General features: G+C 50.3%; 10 protein-coding genes. 8 read left to right on the top strand and 2 right to left on the bottom strand.

All coding sequences use genetic code 11. The features are described from left to right. Positions 1-19 precede the first annotated feature (19 nt). Both Q0796_RS06150 and Q0796_RS06145 read left to right on the top strand, forming a co-directional pair. Positions 20-4,222 (top strand): EAL domain-containing protein, encoded by a 4,203-nt coding sequence (locus tag Q0796_RS06150; protein ID WP_298441164.1) that lies wholly within the window; start codon positions 20-22, stop codon positions 4,220-4,222. Between the two features lie 63 nt (positions 4,223-4,285). After that, positions 4,286-4,993, top strand: a complete 708-nt coding sequence (locus Q0796_RS06145) for a hypothetical protein (RefSeq protein ID WP_298441163.1) — start codon at positions 4,286-4,288, stop codon at positions 4,991-4,993. Positions 4,994-5,375: 382 nt separating this feature from the next. Here the strand turns inward: Q0796_RS06145 and fadJ are convergent, their stop codons facing one another. Continuing rightward, on the bottom strand, positions 5,376-7,502 hold the full coding sequence (gene fadJ, locus Q0796_RS06140) for a fatty acid oxidation complex subunit alpha FadJ (RefSeq protein WP_298441162.1): 2,127 nt from the start codon (positions 7,500-7,502) through the stop codon (positions 5,376-5,378). Beyond that, entirely contained in the window at positions 7,502-8,806 is a 1,305-nt protein-coding gene (gene fadI, locus Q0796_RS06135; protein WP_298441161.1) for an acetyl-CoA C-acyltransferase FadI, read from the bottom strand. Before fadI ends, fadJ begins: the two co-directional genes overlap by 1 nt. A 162-nt stretch (positions 8,807-8,968) precedes the next feature. Between fadI and Q0796_RS06130 the strand changes: the two genes are divergently transcribed. The 6 genes from Q0796_RS06130 to Q0796_RS06105 all read left to right on the top strand — a co-directional run. Next, entirely contained in the window at positions 8,969-9,310 is a 342-nt protein-coding gene (locus tag Q0796_RS06130) for a hypothetical protein (RefSeq protein WP_298441159.1), read from the top strand. 59 nt (positions 9,311-9,369) lie between these two features. Then, the gene (locus tag Q0796_RS06125; protein WP_298441157.1) at positions 9,370-10,326 is read left to right on the top strand and encodes a MoxR family ATPase; all 957 of its coding nucleotides are present in this window, start codon (positions 9,370-9,372) and stop codon (positions 10,324-10,326) included. Further along, a complete protein-coding gene (locus Q0796_RS06120) occupies positions 10,327-11,235 on the top strand; it encodes a DUF58 domain-containing protein (RefSeq protein ID WP_298441156.1) in 909 nt (302 codons plus the stop codon). Then, positions 11,232-11,678: a DUF4381 domain-containing protein gene (locus tag Q0796_RS06115; RefSeq protein ID WP_298441154.1), complete on the top strand. Its 447-nt coding sequence runs from the start codon at positions 11,232-11,234 to the stop codon at positions 11,676-11,678. Before Q0796_RS06120 ends, Q0796_RS06115 begins: the two co-directional genes overlap by 4 nt. Beyond that, positions 11,671-12,639, top strand: coding sequence for a VWA domain-containing protein (locus Q0796_RS06110; protein ID WP_298441152.1), 969 nt, complete (start codon positions 11,671-11,673; stop codon positions 12,637-12,639). Before Q0796_RS06115 ends, Q0796_RS06110 begins: the two co-directional genes overlap by 8 nt. Further along, a partial coding sequence (locus Q0796_RS06105; RefSeq protein ID WP_298441150.1) for a VWA domain-containing protein occupies positions 12,632-14,085 on the top strand: 1,454 nt, incomplete at its 3' end. The genes Q0796_RS06110 and Q0796_RS06105, both read left to right, overlap by 8 nt.

Here is a 14,085-nt window from a genome sequence, read left to right as displayed (position 1 = left end):
GCAACATTTGGAAGTCACAATGAGGCTATGGACCGCTATCTTTGCGCTGCTTTTCAGCAGCTCAATCCTCGCTCAAACCCCAGGGTTTGAGCAGGTCTACCGCACCCAACACTTTGGCATCGAACAGGGCCTGTCAGAGACTCATGTTCTTAGCATCGCCGAGGATGACTTTGGCTTTATATGGGTTGGGACCATTAATGGTCTAAACCGCTTTGATGGGCGAAAATTCAAACAGTACTTAAAAGATGACTCGAATGAACATGGCTTAAGTGCATCTACGATATACGATATCGTTACAATTCCAAATGGAAGCATGTGGATTGTAACAGACTATGGAATATATAATTATCAATCTAAAGAAGATTATTTTAATCTTTTAAAAGAAATACCATACAATAAGATTTTAAGCTATACGACTCACAATGGTAGACTTTTAATATTAACCGATAAAAACATTCTATCTTTAGATAAAAAAGAATCAAAAACCTTATCTAACAATAAATATAAAGATCGAAAACTACTTTCACTTAAAGGTAATATTTTTACCTTATCAAACGATCAAGTTTTATACGATCTAAACGAGAACATAGTTGACAGCTACAATTTTACTGACCTAAGAAAGAAAGTGTCGGTAAAAAATAAAAACAACTCAGTAATTATCAATGACTTTAATATAGAGTCTATTTCTAAAGTACAGAAGCACAAAAATAAATATTACATACTATCTGGAAAAGAAATTTACAAAATAAATCTTTATGAAGAAACAAAAAGTAAAATTGGAGATTTTAAAACCAATGATTTTGTCGTCTCTGAAACAGGAAACTTATGGTATATCGCTCCATATAAAGGCATAGCTAGAATAAGAAACATAGACTCCGAAGTTAAGCTTTTCACTTCTGATGAAAAATCAACAAAGTCTATATGGTCCTTCGCTAACTACTTAGGAAACATACTATATAGCGATAGAACTGAATATTTAAAGGTTTTAAATTCAAATTTAAAACCTTTAAATACGATCAATGTTGGAGTGTCTGGCCCAAAGACAATTTGCGTTGACAACTCCAATGTTTACATTGGTGGAAAGGGTGGCCTGTTTTTGTTTGATGGTAGCAAAACGAACAAAATATATGGCGATAAAGATACCATTGTCACTACGATCTCAACATGTAATGAAGGATTAACCTTTGGTACAATTTCCGGTGAAGTGCTTAAATTTGATACAAACAAAAAATCAATAATTTCTTTGTATTCTATAGACCGAGAATCACCAATATTTAAAATTCACCATTTAAACGGCAAATTATATATTGGATCTCAAAGTGGACTGTTAGAAGAACATAATGAAAATGCTAAAATTATACTACCTAATGACATTGTCACCTCCATTGATAGTATAAATGATAACTTATACATTGGAACATTGAATGGATTATATAAATTAGCAAATAATAATTCAGAAAAACTATTATCAGAATCAATATACAGTGCAGAAAAGGTTGATAACTTACTTATACTATCATCAAAAGGCAAGATATTAATCTATGACACTTCATCCGAAAATATTATTAATGCGATTGCAGTTAGTGGTGGCGCACAAAAAGAATACAACGGTATGGCGTCACTTAATAGCACAAACGAAAACTTGTATTTTGCTGGTGTTGACGGCATCAATTCTATTGAGAATATAAAGTCACTATATAAAAACGATGTACAAAACATATCTCCATTCATTAATAAGTTTAAACTATTCAATAAAGAACTTAAATTTGTTGGCTGGGAAAAAGAACCCGCGTACATTGCGAAAAAAATACAGTTAAAACATTCTGACTATCCCTTTAGCATTGAACTTGGTGATTTTTCAGGTTTAGCTGAAAATGAAAAGAAATATGAATATCGATTACTGGGAAGCTCAGAGAAGTGGATTGAATTAGATGGAATAAACAGTATTACCTTCACCAATCTTCCATATGGTAAATACACACTAGAATATAAGCTAGTAAGTAAAAATACTAAATTCGAATCTGAGACTAACCAGTTAGAAATTTACATTTCCCCTCCGCCCTGGCTAAGCCATTATGCCAAAATAATTTACATAGTTATTTTATTTTTATTAATTATCTTTTTAATAAAAGAATTTAATCGAAGAAAAGATGTCCAAGAAAAGATTAAAAAGAGTGAGGAACGCCTAAAGCTATCCTTATGGGGAAGCGGCGATGAGATGTGGGACTGGGACATTAAAGCGGGGAAAATATACCGATCAAATATGTGGAAAAGCCTAAACTTAGGCGAACAAGGCGACCACATCAGTTCTGGGACTCGAAACATTCACCCTGACGACATCGAGCGCGTGAATTCAACCTTGATTAGCCACTTTGAGGGGAAAAGTGAACATTTTGAAGCCGCTTATCGTGTAAAAAATAATGAAGGAAATTGGGTGTGGCTCCTTGACCGAGCCAAAGTGGTTGAACGCGACAGCGCCGATAGACCTGCACGAATGACCGGAACGATCAAAGACATCACAAAATCCAAAGCCTCTGAAGATCGTTTGTCGCTGTTTGAAAAGGCGTTAACCAACATCTCAGAAGGGATGTTCATTCTTGATGAAAATTATAACTTCATCGAAGTGAACGATGCCTGCAAACAAATCTCAGGCTATAGCCGAGAAGAGTTGATTGGGCGTGAGATTTGGTTCAGTGAATACCCCGACACATTTCTTGCCAACTTGAAATTACTGTTAGAGAAACAAGGTCGATGGAATGATGAAATTGCATTCAGGAAAGCGAATGGTGAATCCATCGACATGGAACTTAATATCGATAGATTATTCGATCAACACACCCACAGTTGTTTCTACGTTGGCGTGTTTTCTGATATTACCATGCGTAAGCAGGCTGACAGCGAACTGCGCCGACTTGCCAACAACGACGGCTTAACTGGGCTGCCAAACCGAAACTACTTTCAAGTTCACATTGATAACTTAATTGAGCAAAGTAAGCCTTTCTGCTTGATGCTGTTCGACCTGGATAACTTCAAACGAGTAAATGACTCCTTAGGGCATGGCGCTGGGGATCAGTTATTGTGCCATGTGGCGAGTCGCTTAAAAGGCAAGTTACCCAAACAAAGCATTCTGCACCGTTTAGGGGGCGATGAGTTTGCCATCGTTTTTGAAGAAGATATCCAAATTGCTCGCAGTGCTCGCCGCGCAGAAGCTGTGCTAAAGACTTTTGAACAGCCCTATACCATTGAACATCAACAGCACTACATCAGTGCCAGCATGGGCTTGGTGCATTTCCCCGATGATGATAACAACACCCAGTCTCTCTTAAGAAAAGCCGATTTAGCGATGTACCACGCTAAGAGCCAAGGGGGGAATCGTTATCAGTTCTTCAGTGAAGAATTGAATAAACAGGCGATGTCACGCATGAACCTTGAAGGCTTAATGCGTCAGGGCTTGAAAGAAAATTGGTATGAGATCCACTACCAGCCAAAGGTGAATGGTGACAGCTATGCCATCTGCGGCATGGAAGCATTGGTGCGCTTACGCCACCCTGAACAAGGGCTGATCTCACCAGCGCAATTTATCCCCTTAGCCGAAGAAAGTAACCTGATCATTGAGATTGGAGAACTGGTACTTAAGCAGGCTTGCTTCACCACCAAAAAATTACTGGATGAGGGCTATTTTGAAGGACGTGTGGCGGTTAACTTATCCTCTAAACAGCTCAATATGCCTAACTTACCTGAACAAGTAGAGCGAATCCTAGAGCTCACTCAACTACCAGCGCACCACTTAGAGTTAGAGATAACCGAAAGTGCGGTGATTGAGCAGCCAGAGCGCGCTAAAGAAACCTTGCTTGAGTTACAAAACCTTGGCGTGAGTTTGGCGCTGGATGACTTTGGTACCGGTTACTCCTCATTGGCATACCTAAAGCAATTGCCGTTAAACACCTTAAAAATTGATAAATCCTTTGTCGATGACATCTCAACCTCACTCGAAGATAAGTCCATGGTTGATTCGATCATCACCATCGCACGCAACCTGGGATTAACCGTGGTGGCTGAAGGGGTCGAACACGAATCGCAAGTTACGGTATTGCAGCAGCTCCATTGCGAAATGATCCAAGGTTTTCTCTTCAGTAAGCCAGTGCAAGAGTCAGAGCTACATAAACTCGTTCACGACAAAATAATCACCCCCGAAGGGAAACGCCAAGAAATTGTCATATAAAACTGGCACATAGGTTGCTTTTCATGGTTCAGACAAATTCCAATACTATGGATGGATTGAACCATGAAAAAGCTAACCAAAACTGCAACTCTGATCGCCGCCGCTCTTTTCTCTGCTACTGCATTTGCGGGCATGCCATGGGATACCAATCCATCGGATTCAACTTCAGAATCAAATCTTCCTTGGTCAAAACCAACGACGGAAACAAATAAAATCGCTGCCCTGCCTTGGTGGGGTGATGAAAAACCGAATCAAATCGCTGCCCTGCCTTGGTGGGGCGATGAAAAACCGAATCAAATCGCTGCCCTGCCTTGGTGGGGTGATGAAAAACCGAACCAAATCGCCGCCCTTCCTTGGTGGGGCGATGAAAAGCCTAACCAAATCGCTGCCCTGCCTTGGTGGGGTGATGAAAAACCGAACCAAATCGCTGCCCTGCCTTGGTGGGGCGATGAAAAGCCTAACCAAATCGCTGCCCTGCCTTGGTGGGGCGATGAAAAGCCTAACCAAATCGCTGCCCTGCCTTGGTGGGGTGATGAAAAGCCGAACCAAATCGCTGCCCTGCCTTGGTGGGGTGATGAAAAGCCTAACCAAATCGCTGCCCTGCCTTGGTGGGGCGATGAAAAACCGAACCAAATCGCTGCCCTACCTTGGTGGGGTGATGAAAAGCCGAACCAAATCGCTGCCCTGCCTTGGTGGGGCGATGAAAAGCCGAACCAAATCGCTGCCCTACCTTGGTGGGGTGATGAAAAGCCTAACCAAATCAACTCTTAAACCAACGACAGGAAAAGGAATACAATATGTTTAACCTGATCAAAGTCGCCTTTGGCCGCAAAGAGAAGCGTCACAGTGTGGCCAACCTTGCGGGGTTTGAGAACTTGGAAGTGACGAAAGCAGAAGCCTGGTGGAAGTAGCCCCTTAGCTTCACAACATCCAATAGCACAAAGCCAGCGTAATACGCTGGCTTTGCTGCATCTGGCTATTTGTCATTTTCCGCTTGAAACACTGCACTTAGCGTCAACAAGCAACCTCCGCCTCCAGATCCCGATAGCCACAACCGCTCCATGGCTCCCGCTGCTCCGCTACACACAATCAAAAAAGGAGCCCCTTGGGGCTCCTGCTAGATTACTGGATACTGAGCTCTTAACTCAGGGCTTCAGCGATGGAAGCGTTCGCCGCTTTCCGCCATTGCCACCAGCTTGTCGCATGGCTCAAAACGTTCACCAAAGCGCTGTTGGTACTTGCGCAGAGTTGCCACCAAGCTGTCGGCGCCAAGGCTGTCGATGTAACGGAAAGGCCCACCTAAGAACGGCGGGAAACCGATCCCAAAGATGGCACCGATATCACCATCACGAGCTGAAGCGATGATCCCCTCCTCTAAACAGCGCACGGCTTCGTTTAACATCTGCACGGTACAGCGTTCTGCCAGCTGCTCCGCTGACAACTTCCCGTCTGGAGTCACTCCCAGTACTTGATAAACCGACTCATCTACCGGTTTGGCGCCTTTTTTCTTGGCGTTAAACTGATAAAAACCACGGCCATTCTTTTTTCCTTTGCGATCATCAGCCAATAACTTGTCAAACGCACTCGGAGCTTCGAAGCGATGGCCCAGTTCATTCAGCAAAATCGGCGCAATTTTGGCACCTACATCAATGCCCACCTCATCAAGTAGGGTTACTGGCCCCACTGGAAAGCCAAATTTCACCAATGCTTTATCTAATTTTTCGATTGGTTCGCCTTCCAGCACCAGATTTGCCGCTTCATTCATGTACAACGCCAAGATCCGGTTCACATAAAAACCGGCACCATCCTGTACCACAATCGGCGTTTTCCCCTGCTTTTTGGCAAATTCAACCGTAGTAGCAATGGTTTGCGGTGAAGTCTTGTCGTGAGCAATCACTTCAACCAACGGCATTTTTTCAACGGGAGAAAAGTAGTGCAGACCGATGACATTTTCTGGGCGTGCCGCCGCCGCCGCGATCTGGCCAATTGGCAACGATGAAGTATTGGAAGCAAAAATGGTGTGCTCAGCGCAGTTAGCTTCCACGTCTTTCACCATCTGATGCTTCAACTTCAGATCTTCGAATACCGCTTCCACCACGATATCGACATCGCTGACCCCATCGTATTGGGTGGTGGTCGACAGCAAACTCATCTGCTTATCACGCTGTGCCGCACTGATCTGCTTGCGCTTAACACGCTGATCCACCTGCTTATAGGTGTAAGCCAACGCGTTCTGCAGGCCGGGCTCCGCAATGTCTTTGATCCGCGCTGGTACCTTGGCCTTCAGCGCAGTAACAGAGGCAATACCACCGCCCATTAAGCCGCCACCCAGCACCATCGCTTTGTTGATCTTCGCCGGTTGCACATCGCCAGCGCCGGTCTCTTTCTTCATGGCGGTGGTGGCAAAAAAGATAGAACGTAATGCCGCCGATTCTGGTGACGCCACCAATTCGCCAAATCCTTTTGATTCCGCTTGCAGGCCCGCTTCCATCCCCTGCTCTCTGCCGATTTTCACCGCTTCGATGATCTTGGCAACAGCCGGATAATTACCCTGAGTTTTCTTAAAGGCCGCCTTCGCTGCTTGGTCGTAAATCACATTGCGACCCACCGCAGTGGCCTCCAACGCTTTACTGATCCCCGCTAACTTGGGCGTTACCTTGCCGCGCTTGCCTTTTAGCGCCCACTTTTTGGCCACCATCAACAGCACACTGTTTGGCACCGCCTCTTCAACCAAGCCCAGCTTTTTCGCTTGCTTGGTACGCAACTGCTTACCCGCCAGCATCAACTCTAGCCCTTTGGCTACGCCCACAATTTGCGGTAAACGCTGAGTTCCGCCGCCACCGGGCAGCAACCCTAATTGCGATTCTGGCAGCCCTAAAATGGTTTTCGGGCTATCGGAACAAACGCGATAATCACAGGCTAACGCCACCTCCAAACCGCCCCCCAAACAAGGGCCATGAATCGCGGCAACCACCGGGATCTTCAGCTCTGCAAACTTCGCTAAAACCCCATGACCAGTGCGAGAAATGGCTTCAGCATCCGCGGCGGTTTCGCAGGCCGCCAACATGCCAATGTCGGCACCAGCGATAAAGGAATCCGGTTTGCCGGACACCAAAACTGCGCCCTTTAGGCTGCTATCAGCGTTAATCTGCGCCAATATTTCAACAACTTCATCGTTGAAGCTGTCGCGCAATGTGTTCATTGATTCGCCAGGAACATCCATTGTGATAACCGCGATCTGGTCATCATCTTTGTGCCAGCTAAAAGTCTTGTCTGACATTACTCCACCTCCACGATCATCGCTGCACCCAAGCCACCAGCGGCACAGGCCGTGGTTAAACCGGTACCGCCACCGCGACGTTTTAACTCATTACATAACTGGGTGATCAAACGTGCGCCGGTGGCCGCAAAAGGGTGGCCATAAGCCAGCGAGCCGCCGGTTACATTGAACTTCGCCATGTCGATATCGCCGATAATTTCACTGCGGCCAAGCTTCTCTTGGGCAAACTTTTTACTGCCAAACATCTTCATGTTGGCCAGCGCTTGTGCGGCAAAGGCTTCGTGCATCTCAATCAAATCCAGATCGCTCAACTTCATGCCAGCACGCTCCAGCGCCATTGGTGTCGCGTAAGATGGCCCCATCAACAGATCTTCCCACACATCAATGGCACTGAAGGCATAGCTTTTGATGTAGCCGATCGGATCGTACCCCATCGCTTTAGCTCGACTTTCTGGCATCAGCAACAACGCAGAGGCGCCATCGGTTAGCGGGGTAGAGTTAGCCGCAGACACCGTACCGTGTTTGCGATCAAACACCGGCTTCAATTTCGCCAGCTTCTCCAGCTTAATGTTGTCACGAACGTTGTTATCACGCTCAATGTACTGCTTATATGGCGGCACATGGCAGGTCATCACCTCTTGCGCCAACACCCCAGATTCCCAAGTTTGATGGGCTAACTGATGCGAACGCAGCGTCAATTCATCCTGCGCTTGGCGGCTAATGCCGTGGCTCTTCGCCATCTGCTCGGCGGTTTCGCCCATCGATAGGCCGGTAGAGAATTCAGCAACCGCCGGTGGCACCGGCGCCAGATCTCGCAGTTTCAAACGGGAAATAATGGACGCGCGCTGGCCCAAGCTTTTTGCTTTAGACAGATCCACCAAGGCATGAGCTAAGCGTTTACTTACCCCAATAGGCAGTACAGAAGAGGAGTCCGCTCCGCCAGCGATCCCAACCTCAACGCTGCCAGCCATGATCGACTCCGCCACATTAACGGTAGATTGGAACGACGTAGCGCAAGCGCGACTAACAGAATAAGCGTCGGTGCTTACCGACATGCCAGTACCCAGCACAATTTCACGGGCGATGTTCGGCGCGGCGGGCATCTGCACCACTTGGCCATACACCACCTGATCAACAATGGCCGGATCAATTTCATGGCGCGTCAGCAGTTCAGAAACCACCATCTTGCCCATATCCAGCGCTGATACCCCGTGAAATGCCGTTGCCTGACGGGCAAATGGCGTTCGTAAGCCAGCCACAATCGCGATCCTATCGCCCGCAGCCGTTTTCAATTGTTGCCTCATTCTGTTCCCTCTTCATCCAACAATCTGCACGTGATCAAATCGAGGTCTGACCAGTTAAATGTGATCCAATACTAACTTCTGTTGCTTCGGTTTTAAACAGTTGTGTAAATTTGAGCCTGAAAAAGCCAAATCAACTCGCCATCAAAGGAACCGCTGTTCAGGATGAAAGCCCTAGCCGATCACCGCCGTAAACCCCTCTCTGTTTGGATCGCCCTGCTCTATGTGCCGCTGGGGATGCAGATGCTGTTCTGGATGATGGGCTTTCATTACGTCGACTTTAGCCTGCCAAAACAATTTGTTGAGCTGCCAATGGCACTAATTCGCTACTACATCAGTCTAACTCTGCTGCTGTACCCGCTGATCTTCGCTTATGGCCTGTTTTACAGCCTGCACCTTAACCGCGCCGGTGCCCATAGCAGCAAGGTGGTACTGGCCTCATTACTGCCTTTTGCCAGTGCCGCACCTTACTTGCTTGGCGAACGAATATTGCAGTACTTTCAATAGCATTTGTTTAAAATAGGCGGCACGCACCGCCACAGATAATCATCAACAAGAGAGAACCGATGCAACCGCAACGCCTCAATCAAATCCAACAATACCTACAACAGATGGTGATCGGTCAGCCCAACTTAGTGGAAGGGTTATTGATTGCCCTCTTCGCCGATGGCCACCTTTTGGTCGAGGGGCCACCGGGCTTAGCCAAAACCCGAGCGGTAAAAGCCTTAGCCGATTGCATCGAAGGAGATTTTCACCGCATTCAGTTCACCCCCGATCTGCTGCCAGCGGATCTCACCGGCACCGATATTTTTCGCCAAGAAACCGGCCAGTTTGAATTTCAAACCGGGCCGCTGTTTCATAACCTCATCTTGGCGGATGAGATCAACCGTGCCCCCGCTAAGGTGCAATCGGCGCTGCTTGAAGCGATGGCAGAAGGCCAGATCACCGTAGGCAAAACCAGCTACCCACTGCCAAAACTGTTTTTGGTGATGGCCACCCAAAACCCGATTGAAAACGAAGGCACCTACCCACTGCCCGAAGCGCAGCTGGATCGCTTTTTGCTGCACCTCTCGCTGGATTACCCCGATGCAGACACCGAGCTGCAAATTTTGGCGTTGTCCCGCAATGAAGCCCAGCACGAAGCCTTAACCCGGCCACAGCCGCTCACCGAAGCGGAACTGTTTGCTGCCCGTGGCGCGGCGCTGAAGCTGTACTTAGCGCCGCAGTTAGAGCACTACATCGTGGCACTCACCATGGCCACTCGCCGCCCGGCGCAGTTAGATGAACAACTGGGACAATGGCTGCAGTGGGGCGTTAGCCCGCGAGCCAGCATCGCCCTAGAGCGCTGCGCCCGTGCCCGCGCTTGGATCCACGGCCGCGATTACGTTGCCCCAGAAGACATCCAAGCGGTCGCACCAAATGTGCTACGCCACCGTATTTTGCTTAGCTATCAAGCGGAAGCCGAAGGGATCAGCAAAGACCAAGTCATTGCCCGCCTACTGAAACTGGTGGCGGTGCCATAGATGCTGGCTTTGCCTCGTCACGGCAACGGCGTTGCCCTGAACTTAAAAGAACTGATCGCCCGCGCAGAGCACCAAACCTTGGTTCGCAGCCACCATACTGGCAACGCCCGTGCCGCCCAAGCCGGTGAACGCTTATCGCGCCTTAAAGGCCGTGGGATGGAGTTTGCGGAAGTGCGCGCCTATCAATATGGCGACGACGTTCGCACCATCGATTGGCGCGTAACCGCCCGCACCGGCAAGGCCCACACCAAACTGTTTCGCGATGAACGCGAGCAGCCGCTGCTGCTGTGCGTCGATTTAGGCAGCACCATGCAATTGGGTTCTAAGCTGGTGCTGCAAGCGGTGCAAGCGGCGCATTTGGCCGCCACCATCGGCTGGCACGCCAGCAGCCAAGGGGATCGCTTAGGTGGCGTCATCGCCAACGAACAACAACACCGCGAACTAAAGCCCAAGGCACGTCGAGCGGGGTTGTTGCCACTGCTTGAAGCGATGGTGGAGCTGCAGCAACCCAGCCAAGGCAACAGCGACTACTGGCTGCACGCCCTAGAACGCTTGCAGCGGTTGGCGCGTCCTGGCAGTCAGGTGGTAATCATCACCAACCCATTGGGGCTGAATGACGCCGCCATCAACCGCATTCGGCAGCTGCGTAAACACGTGCAAGTGCGCTTGTTCTGCATCACCGATCCGCTGTTTCAGCAGTTAGCGCAGCAGCGCCACGCCGTGCCCGTCCGATTGCCGCAAGACAACAACAACCGCTGGCTTGATCCCCACGGCAGCCAACAGCTGGCCCAGCGATGGCATCAAGCACAGCAACAGGCCGAACGTTTTGGCCGTCAACATCAACTTCCGTTTACCGAGATCAGCGCTGCCCTGCCCTTAGAGCAACAGTGGCAGCAACTGTGGCTATGAATCCGTTACAACAACTGCAAGACATTACCCTGCCCGCCGCCGTCACTGCCTTTCCTTGGGCGTGGGGCTGGTGGCTGCTACTTTGCTGCGCTTTAGCCGGCTTTATCGCCCTTGGTTGGTACTGGCAACGCCAGCGTCAGCGCAACCGCTTTGCTGTGCTTGCCCAACAACAGCTGCAGCAGCTCGACAGCAGCCAAGCGCAATTTGGCCAGCAGATCAGCGAACTGCTGAAACAAACCCTCGCCGCCTATGGTCAGCGCCAACACACCGCGGCACTGCATTCACAGCAGTGGCACCAGCAACTGAATCAACTGCACCGCGCGGATTGGTCAGCCCTGCTTGGCAACCCCTATCAGGCGGAAAGCCAACACGGCGGTGAAGCCCTACGCCAAGCCGCCCGCGCTGCCATCAAACAGATCGCCCAAGGGGGCCACCATGCTTAGTTTGCATTGGCCGTGGCTGTTGCTGCTGTTGCCGCTGCCGTGGTTACTGCCACGCCAGCCCAAGGCGCCGCCAGCGGCACTGCGGTTACCGGGGCTGTTAAGCCAGCAGTTGCCCCTGGCGAGCACAGCCAAACCACACTCGGGGTGGTATCTGGTGGCCCTGCTGATCTGGGTTTTAGCGGTACTCGCCAGCACTCGGCCACTGTGGCTGGGCGAGCCTGTTGCGCTTAAACGCGAAGGGCGCGATCTGATGATCGCGGTGGATCTGTCCGGCTCAATGCAGCTGGAAGATATGCAGTTACAAGGTCAGTTGGTGGATCGCTTTACCATGGTTCGCAGCGTGGTGGGTGACTTTATCCAGCGGCGCGACGGCGACCGCCTTGGCTTGATCCTGTTTGCCGACGACGCCTACCTGCAAGCCCCGCTCACCTTTGATCGCAACACCGTGCGCCGCTTCTTACAAGAAGCGGAACTTGGCTTGGTTGGTCGCCAAACCGCCATCGGCAATGCCATCGCCTTAGCCACCAAGCGGTTTGAACAACTGCCCCAAAGCAGCCGAGTGCTGGTGCTGTTAACCGATGGCGAGAACTCCACCGGCCAATTTACCCCAGAACAAGCGGTGCAATTGGCCAAACAAGCCGGAGTAAAGCTGTACACCATTGGCGTCGGCGCCAGCGAAGTACAGCAGCGGCGTTTCTTTGGCAGTCGCACCATTAACCCATCACAAGAACTGGACGCCGCCGAAGCCACCTTTAAACGGCTCAGTGAATCGACCGGTGGCCAATACTTCCGCGCTCGCTCAACCGATCAATTGGAACAGATCTACCTTGCCATTGATCAACTCGAACCGGTTGAACGCGAGCAAAGTAAATGGCGGCCACAAACCGAGTTGTACCCATATCTACTGATGCCAGCACTGTTGCTGCTGATGCTGTCTGCCGCGGGGAGGCGTTTTGGCTGATTTTCACTTATTGCGACCACTTGCCCTGTGGCTGCTGGTGCTCTTACCGCCGCTGTATTGGCTGATGAAACGCCAACAGCAACAAGGTCGGCAACTCACCCAATTGATCCCATCGCACCTGCAACGCGCGATGTTGTATAACCAAAGTGGCGATGCCCCCGTGGCTCGGTTGGCGTGGCCACTGAGCGCCTTATTGTTGATGATTGTTGCGCTGACCGGCCCCACGTGGGAAAAGCAGCCAGTGCCGCTGTTTCAATTACAACAAGGGCGAGTGCTGGTGCTGGATCTGTCCGCCTCCATGTGGGCAACGGATCTCAAACCCAACCGCATCGCCCACGCCCGTTATAAAGCACAGGATCTGCTAACGCTGCTGGATGAAGGCGAAATTGGCCTGGTTGCTTATGCCGGCGATGCGTTTGCGTTGGCGCCGCTGACCAGCGATCGCAGCACCATCGCCAACATGCTGCCAGCCCTTGGCCCAGAGATCATGCCGGTGCTGGGTTCAAACCTGCCCAAAGCCCTTGAACAAGCCGGTCAGTTGCTGCACGACGCTGGCCACCAAAGTGGCGAAATCATTCTGATCACCGATGATGTGTTACCAGAATACCTGCCAGCCAGCATGGAGATCGCCCGCCAGCAACCTTGGGCGATTCAGGTGCTTGCTATCGGCAGTGCCGAAGGCGCGCCCATGGCCAAGCCAAACGGTGAACTGATCCGAGCTCTCGACGGCAGCGTGGCCTTAGCGCAAACCAACTATTCCGCTTTGGCCAAAATTGCCAGTGCTTCTGGCGGGCAGCTGATCCCCTATCAGGCCAATGGCGACGATCTGCAACGGTTATTGCCCCGCCTAAGCGGCAACGAACAAGCCAATCCGGGGCAACAAAACCAAAGTCACGCTCTCTGGCAAGACGTTGGCGGCTATCTGATTGTGTTGATGTTGCCGCTGCTGGCATTGGCGCTGCGGCGTCACGCCCTACTGGCGTTCGCGCCGCTCTTGCTGCTGCAACCGCAACCGGCCAACGCCGGCCCCTGGTTAACCGGCGATCAGCAAGGCCAGCAACTGTTTCAACAGCAGCAATATCAGCAAGCCGCTGAAGCCTTCACCGATCCCGCTTGGCAAGGCAGCGCCCATTATCGGGCGGGCAATTACCAACAAGCGCTGGATGCCTTTAATCAAGTAGACGGCATTGATGGCCTCTACAACCAAGGCAATGCACTGGCGCAATTAGGCCAACTTGATGAAGCCCTGAAGCGGTTTGAACAGGTGCTAGAACAGCAGCCGGATCACCCCGGTGCCAGTGGCAATAAGCAGCTATTGGAGCAGCTGCAACAGCAGCAAGAAGGGCAGTCCCAACAAGAGGGCCAGTCTCAACAAGACGGCCAGTCCCAACAAGACGGCCAGTCCCAACAAGACGGCCAGTCCCAACAAGACGGCCAGTCCCAACA

Origin of the sequence: uncultured Ferrimonas sp. (genome assembly GCF_947489035.1) — a bacterium.
Lineage (GTDB): Bacteria > Pseudomonadota > Gammaproteobacteria > Enterobacterales > Shewanellaceae > Ferrimonas.
The sequence above is the reverse complement of the archived record's forward strand: the minus strand, read 5'-3'. Positions and strand labels throughout refer to the sequence as shown.